General features: G+C 65.3%; 13 protein-coding genes. 9 read left to right on the forward strand and 4 right to left on the reverse strand.

What is annotated here, in order from left to right:
* Positions 1-128: 128 nt before the first annotated feature.
* Positions 129-1,526: a glycerate kinase type-2 family protein gene (locus HNO88_RS18735; protein ID WP_246382043.1), complete on the reverse strand. Its 1,398-nt coding sequence runs from the start codon at positions 1,524-1,526 to the stop codon at positions 129-131.
* 82 nt (positions 1,527-1,608) lie between these two features.
* Between HNO88_RS18735 and HNO88_RS18740 the strand changes: the two genes are divergently transcribed.
* Positions 1,609-2,325 (forward strand): HPP family protein, encoded by a 717-nt coding sequence (locus tag HNO88_RS18740; protein WP_446685701.1) that lies wholly within the window; start codon positions 1,609-1,611, stop codon positions 2,323-2,325.
* Between the two features lie 187 nt (positions 2,326-2,512).
* Here the strand turns inward: HNO88_RS18740 and HNO88_RS18745 are convergent, their stop codons facing one another.
* The 3 genes from HNO88_RS18745 to HNO88_RS18755 all read right to left on the reverse strand — a co-directional run bounded on the left by HNO88_RS18745 (position 2,513) and on the right by HNO88_RS18755 (position 7,945).
* Positions 2,513-4,303 carry an acyl-CoA dehydrogenase C-terminal domain-containing protein gene (locus HNO88_RS18745; RefSeq protein ID WP_184249333.1) on the reverse strand — a complete coding sequence of 597 codons (1,791 nt, stop codon included), beginning with the start codon at positions 4,301-4,303 and terminating at the stop codon, positions 2,513-2,515.
* Positions 4,304-4,460: 157 nt separating this feature from the next.
* Positions 4,461-6,782, reverse strand: a complete 2,322-nt coding sequence (locus HNO88_RS18750) for a 3-hydroxyacyl-CoA dehydrogenase/enoyl-CoA hydratase family protein (RefSeq protein ID WP_184249337.1) — start codon at positions 6,780-6,782, stop codon at positions 4,461-4,463.
* Between the two features lie 2 nt (positions 6,783-6,784).
* Entirely contained in the window at positions 6,785-7,945 is a 1,161-nt protein-coding gene (locus HNO88_RS18755; RefSeq protein WP_184249339.1) for a thiolase family protein, read from the reverse strand.
* Positions 7,946-8,179: 234 nt separating this feature from the next.
* Here HNO88_RS18755 and HNO88_RS18760 point away from each other — a divergent pair, with 234 nt between their 5' ends.
* From HNO88_RS18760 to HNO88_RS18795, 8 genes are all read left to right on the forward strand, one after another.
* Positions 8,180-8,587 carry a DUF2147 domain-containing protein gene (locus HNO88_RS18760; protein WP_246382058.1) on the forward strand — a complete coding sequence of 136 codons (408 nt, stop codon included), beginning with the start codon at positions 8,180-8,182 and terminating at the stop codon, positions 8,585-8,587.
* Positions 8,588-8,637: 50 nt separating this feature from the next.
* Positions 8,638-9,936: an OmpP1/FadL family transporter gene (locus HNO88_RS18765; RefSeq protein WP_184249342.1), complete on the forward strand. Its 1,299-nt coding sequence runs from the start codon at positions 8,638-8,640 to the stop codon at positions 9,934-9,936.
* Between the two features lie 59 nt (positions 9,937-9,995).
* Entirely contained in the window at positions 9,996-11,630 is a 1,635-nt protein-coding gene (locus HNO88_RS18770) for a long-chain-fatty-acid--CoA ligase (protein WP_184249435.1), read from the forward strand.
* 74 nt (positions 11,631-11,704) lie between these two features.
* Positions 11,705-12,091 (forward strand): MerR family transcriptional regulator, encoded by a 387-nt coding sequence (locus HNO88_RS18775; protein WP_184249438.1) that lies wholly within the window; start codon positions 11,705-11,707, stop codon positions 12,089-12,091.
* Positions 12,084-12,956, forward strand: coding sequence for an acyl-CoA thioesterase (locus HNO88_RS18780; protein ID WP_184249345.1), 873 nt, complete (start codon positions 12,084-12,086; stop codon positions 12,954-12,956). The genes HNO88_RS18775 and HNO88_RS18780 overlap by 8 nt, the downstream gene beginning before the upstream one ends.
* A 356-nt stretch (positions 12,957-13,312) precedes the next feature.
* Positions 13,313-15,178 (forward strand): pilus assembly protein TadG-related protein, encoded by a 1,866-nt coding sequence (locus HNO88_RS18785; RefSeq protein ID WP_184249348.1) that lies wholly within the window; start codon positions 13,313-13,315, stop codon positions 15,176-15,178.
* A gap of 41 nt (positions 15,179-15,219) precedes the next feature.
* The gene (locus HNO88_RS18790) at positions 15,220-15,777 is read left to right on the forward strand and encodes a TadE family protein (RefSeq protein WP_184249351.1); all 558 of its coding nucleotides are present in this window, start codon (positions 15,220-15,222) and stop codon (positions 15,775-15,777) included.
* Positions 15,774-16,436: a TadE/TadG family type IV pilus assembly protein gene (locus tag HNO88_RS18795; RefSeq protein WP_184249354.1), complete on the forward strand. Its 663-nt coding sequence runs from the start codon at positions 15,774-15,776 to the stop codon at positions 16,434-16,436. Before HNO88_RS18790 ends, HNO88_RS18795 begins: the two co-directional genes overlap by 4 nt.
* The last annotated feature ends 12 nt before the right edge of the window (positions 16,437-16,448 follow it).

Consider the following 16,448-nt stretch of genomic DNA (forward strand, 5'->3'; position numbering starts at 1 on the left):
AGGCAGTGGAACCACTCAGTGGCGTCGTCCCGTCCGGTGAAGCGGCATATATGGACCACCTCAGATTCGGTCAAACACTATTTTCAAAAAAAGTTTCACATCCTCGGAAAACTGCCCTTGCGGGCGTGTCACGGCACTTCCAACGCTGACGTATCCGGATGGAGGGACGGTGCCGAACCCGCCTTGCGGCCGAGACGCGCCGAAGAGCCGGTTGCGGCTGCCGGCCCCACCCAGATTGCGCGAAAATCATTCACGTTGGTGCGGGTCGGGCCGGTCACGAAGAGATCGCCGATCCGTGCGAAGGATGAGCCCGTATCGTGCGCGGCCAAGGCGCCTTCGCCATCGACGCCGCCGTTTGCGAGGCGCGCAACCGTGCCGCTGTCGACATAGGCGCCCGCTCCGCCACTCGCGCCGTCCAAGCCGTCGGTATCTGCGGCGAGCGCATGGATGTTGGTGCTTCCGGTCAATCCGAGCCCCAGGGCCATGGCGAACTCGGTGTTGCGCCCTCCCCATCCCGCGTCCTGTGCCACGGTGACTGTCGTTTCCCCTCCGGAGAGAAGCAGGATGGGCCGTCCTTCACTGGATAGTCTTGCCTGCCGTTCCCTCGCGAGCCGGGCGTGTTCGGCGCCGACATGGCGGGCTTCCCCTTCGACGGCGTCGGACAGGATCTCACATTCCAGGCCATAGTGCTCGCGACAGCGTCGCGCGGCTGCGTTCAACGAGAGCGCGGCCGAGGCGAGGACGTGCACCACATCGTCTTGCCGACAGCGTCCTACGGTCCCAGGCAGTATCGCCGTGCGAAGATGCGCCAGGATAGCCGGCGTGAGTGGCAGGCCTGCCCGCTCGGCCAGCGCGAGAGCCTCGGCGGCGGTGCCCAACCCCGGGATCGTCGGTCCCGAGGCGACGTGCGCGGGATCGTCGCCGGGTACGTCCGAGATCACCAGGGTGACGAGGCGCGCGGGTCCGACCGCGCGCGCCAGCCCGCCGCCCTTGATCAGCGATAACTGCCGGCGCAGGAGGTTCATCTCGCCGATCGCGAGGCCGCTCTTGAGTAACTGCCCATTGAGCGCTTGCTCGTCGGCCAGCGTCAGTCCGGGTGGCGGAGCCGGAAGCAATGCCGATCCTCCGCCGGAGATGAGCGCAACGACCAGATCATCGCGCTCCAATCCTCCAACAGCGGCCAGCAGGGCATTGCTGGCGCGCAGCCCCGCTTCGTCGGGTACCGGATGCGCCGCTTCTAGCACGCGTATGCGCTCGCACGGCTCGCCATGACCATAGCCGGTGACGACCACGCCGCTCAGCTCCCCCTTCCACGCCTGCTCGAAGGCAAGCGCCATGCGCGCGGAGGCCTTGCCGGCACCGACCACGACCGTGCGCCCTTTGGGAACATCGGGCAGGAATCCGGGCACGGCCACCATCGGATCGGCGGCAGCGACGGCCGTGTGGAACAAGTCGGCAAGGAGCGCACGGGGAGCGATGTTGGCCATGCGTCGGTCATAGCCGATTGCGACGCGGCGGCGAGCCATGTCGATGCGATGCTGCCGGTCTGGCGCGCCCTGGCATGCTGGCTTATGGCCCCGCGGCATTCCTGGATACGAGAACGATAGCGTGCCCTTCTTGCCATCTCTCCGCAATTTCGCCTCTCCCACGCAACCGGCGCTCGGTCACCTTGGATGGCTGCGGGGTGCTTTGGGCGGGATGATCGGGATTGCCGCCGCGGGAGCGATCGGCACGCTGATCCTCGGCGGCGGCGACCCCGCCCTTCCCTGGCTGGTGGCGCCGGCCGGCGCTTCGGCAGTGCTGGTGTTCGCGGTGCCGGCGAGCCCGCTGGCGCAACCCTGGGCGGTGATCGGCGGCAATGTCGTCTCAGCGATGATGGGACTGCTCGCCGGGCATCTGCTCGGGATGCCGCTGATCGCGGCAAGCCTCGCTGTAGGCCTCGCGATCGGGGCGATGAGCCTGGCGCGCTGCCTGCATCCTCCCGGGGGCGCCTGCGCGCTGCTCTATGCCCTGGGAGCGACGGGACCGGACCACTGGGGTGCGGCGCATCTGCTGACGATCCTTGTCAACGTGCTGGCGCTGGGCGGCGCGGGCTGGCTCTACAACAACCTCACCGGGCACTCCTGGCCGCATCGGCCGGTACACATCCCGGTGGTGATCCCCGGCACACGATCGGCGCAAGTGCACCAGGCGCTGACCGACGTGCTTGCCGAGTGGAACGAAGTGATCGATGCCGATATCGACGACCTCGATGCCATCTTCCAGGCGGTGGAGCGGCGCATCCGCTTGACGGAGCAGGATGCCCCGCCCGCAGCGGTCATTTGAGAGGCTGGGCGGACCGTTTAGTTCCCATGTCGGCCCCCGCGACGCACCCCACCTTCGTCAATTCCCGCAAAGGCGGGAATCCATCTCCAGGTCATTGCCGTTACGCGAGCTCAGGAGATGGATCCCCGCCCGCGCGGGGATGACGAATTGGTTGAGTGAATGGTAGAACCGATCGTCCCGAGCAGACCTAGAACGCAGCGTCTTCCAACGCCATCATAGACGCTTTGCCCGACTTGATCGCCAGGAACGCAGTCGTCGCCTGAGGCAGGATACGGTCGAAGAAGAAGCGCGCGGTCGCGATCTTGGCCCTGTAGAAATCGGCCTCCTCGGTGCCGGACGCCAGCGCTCCCTGCGCTATGAAGGCCGACTTGGCGAAGCAGTAGCCCATCGCCACCAGACCCAGCAGGCGCGTGTAGTCGGTGGCAGCAGCGGCGGCTTCCTCGGGGTCGCGCATGCCCTTTTCGGCGATCGTCGCGGTCGATAGCTGGAGCGCACCGAACGCCTTTTCCAGGCCTTCCACCATCTTGCCGAGGTTCGCGTCGGCCTTGTTGGCCTCGACGAAGTTCGACACCGGGTGGAAGAAGCTGCGCAAGTAGCGGCCCATGTGCGCGGGCAGCTTGCGGCCGACAAGATCGAGCGCCTGGATGCCGTTGGTGCCCTCGTAGATCATGGCGATCCGAGCATCGCGCACGTATTGCTCGACGCCGCTCTCGGCGATGTAGCCGTGGCCGCCGTAGACTTGCACGGCCAGGTTCGCGCTCTCGAATCCGAGGTCGGTGAACAGCGCCTTCACCACCGGGGTCATCAGCGCGACGAAGTCGGACGCGCGCTGCTTCACCTCGGGGTCGGTCGCGTGCTTCTCGGCGTCGAGCGCACGGCTGACCCAGCCGGTGATCGCACGGCAACCCTCGTTGTAGGCACGCATGGTCATGAGCATGCGGCGCACGTCGGGGTGGACGATGATCGGGTCGGCGGGACCGTTCGGGTTCTTCACGCCCGAGAGCGAGCGGCCCTGCAGGCGGTCCTTGGCGTAGTACACGGCCGACTGGTACGCCGCCTCGCCCACGCCGAGGCCCTGGATGCCGACCGAGACGCGCTCGGTGTTCATCATCGTGAACATGGCGGCCATGCCCTTGTGCGGCTCGCCGACCAGCCAGCCGGTCGAATCGTCGAAGTTGATCTGGCAGGTGGCCGAGGCCTTGAGGCCCATCTTGTGCTCGATCGCCGCGACCGAGACGCCGTTCGACGGCCCGGGGGTGTCGTCGTCCTTGGGCAGGTACTTGGGCACCAGGAACAGGCTGATGCCCTTCACGCCCGCCGGAGCGTCCGGCATGCGCGCGAGCACCAGATGGATGATGTTGTCGGTGAGGTCATGCTCCCCGGCCGAGATGAAGATCTTCGAACCGGTTAGCTTGTAGCTGCCGTCGACCTGCGGGACCGCCTTGGTGCGCAGGAGGCCGAGGTCGGTGCCACAGTGCGCCTCGGTAAGGCACATCGTGCCCGACCACTCGCCCGAGACCATCTTTGGCAGGAAGCGGCGCTTCAACTCTTCAGACGCGTGGCCCTCGATCGCGGTGGTGCCGCCATGGGTCAGGCCGGGGTAGAGGCTGAACGACACATTGGCGGCGCAGATCATCTCCTCGGTCATCTTGTTGACCTGCTCGGGCAAGCCCTGCCCGCCCCACTCCGGATCGGACGCGAGCGCGCACCAGCCGCCTTCGCGGAACTGCGCATAGGCTTCCTTGAAGCCGGACGGCGTGCGCACGACGCCGTTCTCGAGCGTGCAGCCCTCGACGTCGCCGCTGCGGTTGAGAGGGAGCAGGATCTCCTGCGCGACCTTGGCCGATTCCTCGAGAATGGCGTCGACGAGGTCGGGGGTGAATTCCTCCAGCGCTTCGATATCGCCGAAGCCGTCGTCGTTGTGCAGTTCGTGGAGGACGAACTTCATGTCCCGCAGGGGTGCTTCGTAGACTTGCATGTCACTCTCCTTAGGAGCGCTTTACCTACCCTTCCCGTCATCCCCGCGGAGACGGGGATCCCGCTTCTTGCGGAGCCACAGCCCTTAAAAAAAGCGGGGCGCCCGCCTTTGCGAGGGCGACGAGGTTTGAGATCAGCTCAGCGTTCCATAATCATCCTCAATTGCGCAGAGGCTTGCCCGTTTCGAGCATGTGCTCGACCCGCGCCATGGTGCGCGTGTCGCGCACCCGCTTCATGAATTCCTGACGTTCCAGGGTCAGCAGGTCGGCCTCGGTGACGGTATCGACATAGTCGAACCCGCCGCCGGACAGGACGGTCGCGAGCGAGTCCGAAACCACCATGTCGTAGTCGGTGGCGAGACCCCGCTTGCGGAAGCCTTCCGCCGCCATGTTGAGGCCGACATGGCCGCTCTCGCCGGGCAGACGGAAGGTCGGCGCCTCGGGCGGCTTGTAGCCCTCCACCAACGACAGCGCCTTCTGCTTGGCGTCATATAGCAGACGATCGCGGTTCATGGTGATGCCGTCCTCGGGCCGCAGGAACATCAGCTCCTTGGCTTGCTGCGCGGACTTCGACACGGTCGCGGTGGAGACGGTTTCGAACACCTTGGCCACCGCCGGCATCGGGCCCTTGGGCATGCCGGGCGCATTGCGCCAGCGATCGAGCAGCTCGCCGTTGCCGCCCCAGCCCGGAACGAGGCCTACACCGGCCTCGACCAGGCCCGTGTAGAGCTCGGCATGCGCCTGGACCGCGTCGGAGTGCAGCAGGATCTCGCACCCGCCTCCGACCGCCAGACCGGCGGGCGCGCTGACCACCGGGAACGGTGCGTACTTGAGTGCCTTATAAGCCATCTGGCCGCCGGCGACGAGCTTCTCGATCTCGCCCCACGCGGCGATGTTCACCGCGAAGATGGCGAGGCCGAGGTTGGCCCCGGCCGAGAAGCTGTCGGCATCGTTGTAGACGACCAGCGCCTTGTAGCTCTGCGCCACCAGCGGGATTGCCTGGCCGATCAGCTTCATGACCTCGCCGTCTAGCGCGTTCATCTTGCCGGTGAACTCGAGGCAGACGACGCCATCGCCCACGTCCCACAATGTGGCAGACGCGTTCTTCAACAGCGGCTTGGAGTTCAGCTTGATGTCGGCGAGGCGCAGCACGCCCTCGGGACGGACGACATCGTGATACGCGCTATCGAGGCCGAGGAACTGGCGCTTGCCGTTCTCGACGCGGTAGAACGTGCGCTCGCCGGCGAGCCTGAGCAGTTCGGGCACCGGCTCGCCTTCGGCTTCGAGGCGATCGGCGAGGTACTTGGCGCCCAGCTTGTCGATCATCTCGAACGGCCCGGCCTTCCAGTTGTAGCCCAGCTTCATCGCGTCATCGATGGCGACGACGTCGTTGGCCGCCTCGGGCACCAGCATCGCGGCATACGCCAGCGTGCCCGAGAGCAGCGCCCACGCGTATTCGCCCAGCTTGCCCTTGGTCTCGACCAGCGCGCGCAAGTCGCCCTTGCCGGCAGCGCCGGCAGGCGCGCGGGCATCCACCTTCGCGCGGTACTCGCCGGTGGACAGGTCGATAGCCTCACGCTGCTTACCCTTCTCGGGGTTGAGGCGGTAGAAGCCGCCCTTGCCCTTGCGGCCGGTGGAGCCCTCGCCGATCATCTTCTCGATCAGCGGGATGTCGCGGGCGATCACCTGATACGGGTCGTCCTTGGGCAACGTGCCGGTAAGGCTCGCCTTCAGGTGCGGTATGAGATCGATGCCGACCAGATCGACAAGGCCGAAGATGCCGGTCTTGGGCACGCCCATCGGCGGCCCGGCCACGGCATCGGCTTCCTCGACAGTCAGGCCGCGATCCATCGCCTCGTTGATGCCTAGCTGGATCCAGTAGGTACCGATGCGATTGGCGATGAAGCCCGGCGTATCCTTGGCGCGCACCACGGTCTTGCCCATCGCCACGTCGGCGAAATGATGGACTTTGCTCACCACGGCAGCGTCGCTGTCGGGACCGGCGACGATCTCCAGCAAGCGCATGTAGCGCGGCGGGTTGAAGAAATGCGTGATCAGGAAGTCGCGCTTGAACGCGTCCGACCGGCCCTCGACCAGGTTGGCGAGCGGGATCGTCGAGGTGTTCGAAGACACCGCAGTACCGGGCTGCTTCACCGCCTCGATCCTGGCGTAGAGACCCTGCTTGATGTCGAGGCGCTCGATCACCGCCTCGATCACCCAGTCGCATGTCGCGATCTGGTCGAGGTGATCGTCGATGTTGCCGGTCTCGACCAGCTTGGCGGCGCGGGTGCTCATGAACGGGGCCGGGTCGGTCTTGAGCATCTTGGCCACCGCGCCCTCGGCGATGGTATTGCGGCCACCCTCCTTGGGCACGATGTCGAGCAGCAGCACCGGCACGCCGGCGTTGGCGACCTGGGCGGCGATACCGGCGCCCATGGTGCCGGCGCCGATCACGCAGACTTTCTTGATGGTGTCAGCCATGGTCAGTCCACCGCCTCCAGCACCGTGGCAATGCCCTGCCCACCGCCGATGCACTGGGTGGCGAGCGCGTACTGGCCGCCCTCACGCTTCAGCAGCGAGGCAGCCTTGCCAACGATCCGCGCGCCGGTGGCGCCCAGCGGATGGCCGAGCGCGATGGCACCGCCGTCGATATTGGTCTTGGCGGTGTCGAGGCCCAGGTCGCGGATGCAGGCCAGCGCCTGGCTGGCGAAGGCCTCGTTCAGCTCGACGACGCTGAGGTCGTCCACGCCGATGCCGGCGCGCTGCAAGGCCTTCTGACTCGACAGGATCGGCCCCAGGCCCATCGTCTCGGGCGCGCAGCCCGACACGCTGACCGACTTGATGCGCGCCAGGATCGGCAGGCCATGCGCCTTCGCGTATTCCTCGGTGGTGACCAGTACCGCCGCTGCGCCATCGGTCACCGGCGAGGACGTGCCTGCGGTCACCGAACCTTGCGCATCGAACGCCGGCTTCAGCCCGGCGAGGCCCTCGGCGGTCGTCTCGGCGCGGATCGCGCCATCCTCGCTGACGACGCCCGTCTTCGTCTGGATCGGCACGATCTCGTCCGCGAATTTGCCGGCGTCACGCGCGGCGGCGGCCCGCTTCTGGCTCTCGACCGCGAAAGCTTCCTGCTCACCGCGCCCGATCTGGTACTTCGTCGCAACGTTCTCGGCCGTCTCGCCCATCGACATGTACACGGCGCTTTTCTTGGCGAGCTCCGGGTTAGGCAGCGGATTGAAACCCATCATCGGCACGCGCGACATCGACTCGACACCGGCGCAGATGAACGCCTCGCCCGCACCGATCGCGATCTGACCCATGGCGATCTGGACCGAGCTCATCGACGAGCCGCAGAAGCGGTTGACGGTCATGCCGCCGACGGTCAGCGGCAAGTCCGCCAGCAAGCCCGAGAGCCGTGCCATGTTCAGGCCCTGCTCGCCTTCCGGGAAAGCGCAGCCGACGATCACGTCCTCGATATCGGCGGCTTCGACACCGGTCTTCTGGATCAACCCGCGGATGACTTGCGCCATCAGATCGTCCGGCCGGACGCGAGCGAGCGCGCCCTTGTTGGCGAGGTGAAACGGGGATCGGGCGTACCCGGCGATGACGACACCGGGTACGGTTGGGGGGACGGCGCTCTGCATGCAACTCTCCTGGCGTGCATTCTCGACAGCGGTTCGATTCCCGCTATCCGAAACTCATGCCAATAAGGTGCGCTGCTTTCCCTATACGTCAAGCAATTTTTGCGCTAGACTGAGTCTCGTACCGGCATAGAGCGGGCAGATCCCTCACCAGAAGGGACGGCGCGACCGGGCACTTGGAGAGTGAAGGACAACAGCATGACACGCATTAAATCCGCGTCGCTGGCCATGGTTTCCATGGCACTGGCAGCTACGTTCGCGACCGCGCCTGCAGTGGCCGCGGGCAATGAGACGGCCCTCGGCAAATGGCGCACGCCCAGCAAGAACGGCGTCGTCGAAATCAGCCGCTGCGGCACCTCGATCTGCGGCCGTTTGGTCGAGTCCGACAACATCCGCAGCAACCCCGGACTGGCTGACTTGAACAACAAGGATACGTCCAAGCGTGGGCGCAAGCTGAAGGGTTTGCAGATCCTCGGCGGCTTCAAGGCCAAGGGGAACCAGTGGGATGGCGGCACCATCTACAACCCCGAGGACGGCGGCACGTACAAGGCGACGATAACCCCAGCCGGCGCCGACACCCTGAAGCTCAAGGGCTGCATCGTGTGGCCCTTGTGCAAGACGCAGACTTGGACCCGCATCCGCTGACAAGGCTCGGGGTCTGGCAAAAAAAACAAAAGAAAAGCAGGAGTAAGATAATGAAAATGAGCAAGGGGCGCGTCCTGGTCGGCACTGCCGCCGGCGCATTGGCGATCGGGATGGCGGCGAACGCGAACGCACAGGCGTTCTACCTGCAGGAGCAGTCGGTGCGAGGCCAGGGTCGCGCGTTCTCCGGCGAGGCCGCCGATACCGGCGTCGACTCGCTGTGGTGGAACCCGGCCTCGATCAGCGGCATGGAAGGCAGCGAAGCCGCCGTCCGCGCCAGCGCCATCATCCCGCGCGGCAAGGTCGTGGACAATGGCACGGTGATCGTGCGCCCCGGCCAGGCTCCCCGTTCCGTGGGTGGCGACCCGGTCGCCAGGAACCCGATCAACAAGGGCCTGCTCCCCTCTTTCGCAGTGGCGCACGGGTTCGGCCGCCTTGCGGTCGGGCTGTCCGTGACCGCGCCTTACGCCTTTACGACCAATTACGACTCCGACAGCTGGGCGCGTTACACCGCCGACAAGACCAAGCTGCGCACCTTCGATATTCAGCCCAGCGTCGCCTTCGCGGTCACGCCCGAGCTGCACATCGGCGGTGCGCTGAACATCGAGCATGCGGACGCCTCGCTCAGCAACGCCTTGCCAAACCTTTCGCCCTTGCTTGCCGACGGGCACCAGGAGTTGAAGGGCGATGGTTGGGATCTCGGCTGGTCGGTCGGCGCGCAGTACCGCACCGAAGCCGTCACGCTGGGTCTCGCCTATAAGTCGAGCGTCAAGCACAAGCTGAAGGGTACCGTCACCACAGAGGGCCTGCTCGGCCCCTTGGCGGCGCAGAACCGTGAAGTCGACGCGATCGCCACGTTCAACACGCCGTGGATGGCGATCGGCAGCATGCGCGTGAAGGCGACCCCGCAGCTGACGCTCAACGGCCAGGTCGTGCGCTATGGCTGGGAAAAGTTCGACGCGATCCGCCTGGGCGCTCCGCTCAACACCGCGATCCCCGAGAACTACAAGAACAGCTGGAGCTATGCCGGCGGCGTCGATTACGACGTCGACCCGCAGTGGACGGTGCGCGCCGGCGTCCAGTACGGCAACACGCCGACCCGCGATGGCGAGCGGGACGCGCGCGTGCCGGACAGCAACCGCTGGAACTTCTCGGCAGGCACGAGCTACGCCATGAGCGAGTCCATCACCGTCGACGGCGCGTTCAGCTACATCACGTTCAAGGATGCGCCGATCGATCGCACCACGGCGGCCTATGCGGGCACCGCGGCGCAGACCCCGATCCTCGTCGATGGCGAGCTCCAGGACGCGTCCGCCCTGGTGTTCTCGCTGGGCGCGCGGGTGGCGTTCTGATGGCGGCCGCGGCGCACGACGCCGGCGCCCGTGAGGGGGCCGCAACCCTGCTCGACGAGATGCCGGCGTTCGCGCCGCGGTTGCTGACCGACCTGCTCGATCACGCTGTCGCGCGCCACGGTGCATGGCCGGCGGTCGACTTTATGGGTCGCAAGTGGACCTACAGGGAGATTGGCGCACTGTCCCGCAAGGCGGCGCGTGGCCTGCAGGACCTGGGAGTTCGACCAGGCACGCGCGTGGGCCTGTGCCTGCCGAACACGCCTTATTACGTGATCTGCTACTTCGCGATCCTGCGCGTCGGCGGCGTGGTGGTGAACTTCAACCCGCTCTACACCGAGCGCGAACTGCAGCATCAGGTCGTCGACAGCGGCGTCACCGTGATGATCGCGTCCGACCTGGCGATGTCGCTGCCCAAGATCGAACCGCTGATCGGCAGCACCACTCTATCGCGCGTGGTGGTCTGCCCGATCGCCGACGTCCTGCCCGCGATCAAGCGCAACGCCTATCGCGTGTTCAAGCGCAAGGACATCGCGCACGAGCCGCATGACTTGCGCTTCATCCGTTTCAACGACCTGATCGCGCGCGATGCCGATCCCGATCCGGTCGGGCGCGACCCGCATGACCTCGCGGTGTTGCAGTACACAGGTGGCACTACCGGCACGCCCAAGGGCGCGATGCTCTCCCACGCCAACCTGTCGGCCAACTCGGCGCAGATGATCGCGCACGTCGGCCACATGCCGGAGCGGCAGGAGCGTACGCTGGGCGTGCTGCCGATGTTCCATGTCTTTGCGCTGACGACGGTCCTGAACTACTCGGTCGACACCGCCGCCGAGATGATCTTGCTGCCCCGCTTCGAAATGAAGTCCTTCCTCGAAACCGCAAAGCGGGTGAAGCCCACGCAGTTCTTCGGCGTGCCCACGCTCTATGCCGCGCTGAACGGCGTCGAGCTGCATGGCGAGTTCGACCAGGTGCGCGTCTGCATTTCTGGCGGAGCGCCCCTTCCCCTGGAAGTACGCCAGAAGTTCGAAGCCAAGACCGGCGTGCGCGTGGTCGAAGGCTACGGGCTGTCCGAAGCGAGCCCGATCATCGCGTGCAATCCGCTGGAAGGCCTCGTCAAGGAGAACTCGTGCGGCCCCGCTTTCCCCGGAACCTCGCTCGAGATCCGCGATCGCGAGAACATCCACCGGGTCATGAAGCAGGGTGAGCGCGGCGAAGTCTGCGCCCGTGGCCCGCAGGTCATGCAAGCGTACTGGAACCGGCCGAAGGAAACCGAGGCAACCTTCATCTACGGCGCCTTGCGCACCGGAGACGTCGGCTACCTCGACGAGGACGGCTACCTGTTCCTGGTCGACCGCATCAAGGATCTGATCCTGTGCAGCGGCTACAACGTCTATCCGCGCATCATCGAGGACGCGCTCTACGAGCATCCATCGGTCGTCGAGGCTGCGGTGATCGGCATCCCGGACGAGTACCGCGGTCAATCGCCCAAGGCGTTCGTGGCCTTGCATCCTGGTGACATTGTAAGCGAAGAGGAACTGAAGGATTTCCTCAGCTCCAGGATCAGCAAGATCGAGATGCCAAGCCAGATCGAATTCCGCTCCAGTCTGCCCAAGACGATGGTCGGCAAGCTATCCAAGAAGGAGCTCGTCGCCGAGGAAGCCGCGCGGCGCGCGACCGCAGAGGGTACGCAGTGACGGAACTTGACGCGTCGCAACTGGAGGTGACCGAAGCCGACGCCGGTCAAGTCGCAGCCGGCAGCCTCGGGGAATTGCTCGGCATCCAGGAGGCCGCGACGCAGCTGGGCGTCACCATGCGCACCTTGCGCTTCTATGAGGACAAGGGCCTGATCGCACCGCAACGGGTGGGCACCACGCGGATCTACTCGCGGCGAGAGGTCGGGCGCATGCAGCTGATCCTGCGCGGCAAGCGCCTGGGTTTCAGCATTCGCGAGATCGCCGAGTTCCTCGACCTCTACGACGTCGACCCCGAACACCACGTGCAGGTCCGCCAGCTGATCGTCAAAGTCAGCGAGCGGATGAAGGACTTGAAGCGACAGCGCCAGGCGATCGAGCAGACGCTGGACGAATTGAGCTCGATAGAGAAACAAGCGAAGGCCTGGCTGCGAGACCACCCCGGCGGTCCGACGCATGGCTGATCTCGCGAGCTCGGTTCAGGACCTCACGCGCCTGCTGATGGTCGAGGAGCTCGACACCGATCTCTACCGCGGCTTCGCGGATTCTTCCATGCCGGGGCGGATGTTCGGCGGCCAGGTCATCGCACAGGCACTCGCCGCCGCTACGGCCGGGATCGGGGACGAGCGCGTCGCGCATTCACTGCATGCCTACTTCCTGCGGGCGGGCGACAACGCCAGACCGGTGATCTACCGCGTGATCCGCGACTTCGATGGCGGCACTTTCGCCAATCGTCGCGTGGTGGCGCTTCAGGACGGCAAGCCGATCCTCAATCTCGCGACCTCGTTCCAGCGGCGTGAAGAGGGCCTGTCCCACAGCGTTCCGCTGCCGCAAGTGACGGGTCCGGAGCAGGCCATTCCGCTGCGCGAGTTGCTGAGCCAGCGCGGCGCACAAGTGCCACCGCCGATCGCCAGCCTACTGGCCGCCTTCGACATGCGCGCCGGCCCACCCGATCCGAAGGGCACGGGCGCGCTTGGCGCGGCGAGTGGACTGCCGAACCAGCACTCGTGGCTGAAGCTGGACCCGGCGCTCGGGTCAGGCCTCGCTCGCACCGCACTCGCCTACGCCAGCGACTTCGGCCTCGTTTCCACCGCCATCCTGCCGCACGATCTGCAGTGGTTCTCTCCCGAGATCCAAGGCGCCAGCCTCGATCACGCGATCTGGTTCCATGAGGACCCGCCGCTCGGCGAATGGCTGCTCTATGCGATGGACAGCCCCTGGTCCGGCAAGGGCCGAGGCTTCACGCGAGGCGCCGTCTACGACCAATCCGGCCGGCTGATCGCCAGCATGGCCCAGGAAGGTCTGATGCGGTACCGACCCAGGGGCTGAGCCGATCGGGCACTCCGGAGGACGGACTTGGTCCGATCGATGAGCGAAAAAGTCGCCTGCACGCCGGGATGCAGATGGTGGATCATCTGTCGCAATAGTAGCTGGTAGCGATCTACGTCGAGCAGCCTGCGCACGATCGGATCGGGCCGGAAGCCGTGATCGTGAGTGCGCGGCGCGATGTCCGTCAAAGCCATCGCCGAAGCCGAGCGCAAGAGAGTCCCGCCGCAACATGCTGCTATGGCTCGAAAAGCGTCTAAACTACGCGACCTTACTTACCGCATCTTAACCAATGTTCGCGTAGGAACACGGGACCGCGGCTCCACTTCCGATGAGCCTGCGTCTGTGTGGGGACAGCCATGGGCACGATCTTGCGGAGAGGCCGCTACGGCTGGGGGCGTCTTGCGACAAGCTTTCTGCGCGACCCGCGCGGGTCGACCTTGCCGATCATGGGTGCCGCCTTCGCACTGGTGCTAGGCGGCGTCGGTTCGGCGATCGACATCGGTCGGATCTACGTGGTGCGCTCGCAGATGCAGGCGGGCGTCGACGCGGCTGCCCTGGCAGGCGCCCGTTCTTTCGAGGCGAGAGGCACGGGCCCCGAGAGCCGCGACAAGCAGGTGCTGGCCTACTTCCGCGAGAATTTCGCGGACGATTTCCTAGGCGCCGGCACCGTGTTGCCGGTCCCGACCTTCAGCGTCGTGCGCGGTGTGAACGTCACCAAGGTGGATGCTTCGGTAAACCTGCCGCTCACGTTCATGAGCATGTTCGGCGTGGGTCCTCAGCCGATCGCCGTGACCGCCACAGCCGAACTGCAGCCCCGCCCGCTGGAGATCATGGTGGTGCTCGACGATACCGGATCGATGCAGACACTGCTCGACAGCGGCAAATCGCGTATGGCCGTGCTCAAGGAAGCGATGCACGGATTTGTGAACGTACTCTATCAGGGTTCGACAACTCGCAGCGAGCTTGCGCTTGGCATGATCACGTACACCGTGACCACCAACGTCGGCGGCATCCTCACGGATGCGGGGGTCAAGATCAAGACGATCGACGGCTACACCAATTTGAACACGCACCTGAAAGGCAAGACAGGAATCGGCGAAGAGGGCCTGGCTTGGAAGGGCTGCGTCGAGAACGATCCCACGGTCCGCGACCTGAGCGCCAGCGCGACGACATTCGAGACTGGCGCGACCGACGTTTTGCGAGACATTCCGGCGGATGGCGTGCGCCCGTACCTCTATCCGCCAAGCGCGGAGACGAAGAACCGTAAGACCAACAGGACGGACGCTGCCTACACCACGGCGGCGGCTCTACCGGCCGATTACCAGCCGTCCAACCTGCAATCGGAGACGGGCGACAGTCGCCGCAACAACATGTACCGGCTGACCACCGATCCGGACATCGCCCAGGCACTCGCGAACACTGAGGCTTGGAAGCAGCACTTCTTCGACTACTACCGTGGTCTGAACGAGCCAAGCTCGGACAAGGACGACGACGTGATCGTGCATTCGGTCAACGATGGCTACCTCAATCCTCAGGGAAGCGCCGACTACAAGATCATGTACTCGCGCATTCCCTACATCAACGATAACACCGCTTGGGCCGTCGCCAATGCAAGGTACGCGTATCCGCTACCGACCGGAACGCTGAACAACCTGAAGATGCCATCGCCCAATTGGCAATGTCCAAATCCCGGCATGGCGGTGACGTACGGACGCGGCAAATCGGCATACGACAACTTTATCGACAACGACAACTTTCCGTTGATGCCGGCTTCCGGCACGCTGCACCACATCGGAATGCTTTGGGGATATCGCCTGCTCGCGCGAGACGACCTGTTCCCACGCACCAACCCGATCCCGGACCAGGAACCGATACGCGCAATCGTCTTCATGACCGACGGCGACACGCAGGCTGGTGGTCACAACACGTGGTACGGATCTTACGGACGACTCGCCGAGAAGCGGATCACCGCCAGCACCAATGCCAACACTTTCCGCAATCAGGTCATGTACCGCTTCGGCAAGGTTTGTCAGAAAGCAAAGACCGAGCGCAATCCGATCAAAGTGTACATCGTCTCGCTCCTCGATCCAGAAGACGTGACAGAGAACGTGTTCACTGCCTGCGCCGGTTCCAATTACTTGGAGACTACCACGACGACGCAGATCATCGACGCGTTCCGCAATATCGCCGTCGACCTCGTGCAGCTGCACCTCACGCAATGATGCGCGCTGCCTTCCAACGCTGGCGGCGGGATCGGACCGGCGTGGCCGCGGTCGAGTTCGCGCTGATCGCTCCGGTCGTGGTGCTGATGGTGGTGGGCACGATCGAGATCGCCCACATGCTGACGGTGCAGGTCTCGCTCGATGGTGCCGTGGCCGAAGCGGCACGCGCCGCTGCGGTGAGGCTCGGACAGAGCGAGGACACGCGCGACGCAGCGATGCGCGAGTACGTGACGCGCCGGATGTCCGCCTTCCCGATCGCGAACGGCCAGTCGGTCACGATCGCCACCACCGTCTATCGCACCTTCGGCAGTTCCTATCCGGAAGGCTTCACGGACAGTAACAGCAACGGCCGCTACGATGGTCCGACCTCCTCAACGCCGGGCGAGCCGTTCGACGACCGAAACAAGAACGGCGTGCGCGATCTCGCTTCGGCAATCACCGGCAAGCTGGGCGGGCCTGGCGATGTCGTAACCTACACCGCCGAATTCCCGGCCGCGCTCTACTTCGACTATTTCTCGACGATCACCGGGGCGAACGGCTTCACACTGAAGGCGACGACGGTGCTGCGCAACGAGCCAGTCAAGAGCAACGGCACGTGAGACGCCTGCTCCCCTCCTGGATGCGGCAGCTGCGGCGGGACCGCCGAGGCGTCTCCGCCGTTGAGTTCGCGCTGGTGCTGCCGCTGTTCATCGGTCTGATGGGCGCAGGGCTCGAAATGGCCAACCTGATGGTCGTGCAGATGAAGGTCCAGCGACTTGCCACAATGACGGCCGACCTGGTTTCGCAACGGGGCGCTTCGTCGGACCAGATCTCGGAAGTGCAGCTGTATGACATCCTGTCGGCGCTCGATGTTTCGGCCTCGCCGCTCGACGTACGTCGGCGCGGCCGGGTCGTCATCAGCGCCGTCGTGGGCGAAGACACCGACAACAACGGCACCGCCGATGTGAACCGCATCAAGTGGCAACGCTTCGATGGTGGCTTCACCGCGGCCACAATCCAGCTGGGCTGCTGGACGACCAGCACGAGCACCACCCTCAAGAACGCGCGCCAGCTGACCGTCGGCGAGACGGTCTTCCATGCGCAAGTGAGCTATCAGTACGTGCCGCTGTTCTCGCAGGCACTGGTGGAGTGGTTCGCGGTACCAACCGAGATCACCCGCACGGCCGGTTTCCGCGGACGCGGCTCGATCTATCGTCCAGTGCTGACGGTGGAAAACTACCCACCCAAGCAGAGGTGCACGTCCGCAACGGGCTTGTAGGGTCCCGTTCGT

The organism is Novosphingobium chloroacetimidivorans (genome assembly GCF_014204535.1).
Taxonomy (GTDB): Bacteria; Pseudomonadota; Alphaproteobacteria; order Sphingomonadales; family Sphingomonadaceae; genus Novosphingobium; species Novosphingobium chloroacetimidivorans.

Excerpts from the sequence above, each read along its gene's own strand:
- HNO88_RS18735 (WP_246382043.1), bottom strand. The coding sequence starts at position 1,526 with ATGGCTCGCCGCCGCGTCGCAATCGGCTATGACCGACGCATGGCCAAC.
- HNO88_RS18745 (WP_184249333.1), bottom strand. The coding sequence starts at position 4,303 with ATGCAAGTCTACGAAGCACCCCTGCGGGACATGAAGTTCGTCCTCCAC.
- HNO88_RS18750 (WP_184249337.1), bottom strand. The coding sequence starts at position 6,782 with ATGGCTGACACCATCAAGAAAGTCTGCGTGATCGGCGCCGGCACCATG.
- HNO88_RS18755 (WP_184249339.1), bottom strand. The coding sequence starts at position 7,945 with ATGCAGAGCGCCGTCCCCCCAACCGTACCCGGTGTCGTCATCGCCGGG.
- HNO88_RS18760 (WP_246382058.1), top strand. The coding sequence starts at position 8,180 with ATGGCACTGGCAGCTACGTTCGCGACCGCGCCTGCAGTGGCCGCGGGC.
- HNO88_RS18765 (WP_184249342.1), top strand. The coding sequence starts at position 8,638 with ATGAAAATGAGCAAGGGGCGCGTCCTGGTCGGCACTGCCGCCGGCGCA.
- HNO88_RS18770 (WP_184249435.1), top strand. The coding sequence starts at position 9,996 with ATGCCGGCGTTCGCGCCGCGGTTGCTGACCGACCTGCTCGATCACGCT.
- HNO88_RS18780 (WP_184249345.1), top strand. The coding sequence starts at position 12,084 with ATGGCTGATCTCGCGAGCTCGGTTCAGGACCTCACGCGCCTGCTGATG.
- HNO88_RS18785 (WP_184249348.1), top strand. The coding sequence starts at position 13,313 with ATGGGCACGATCTTGCGGAGAGGCCGCTACGGCTGGGGGCGTCTTGCG.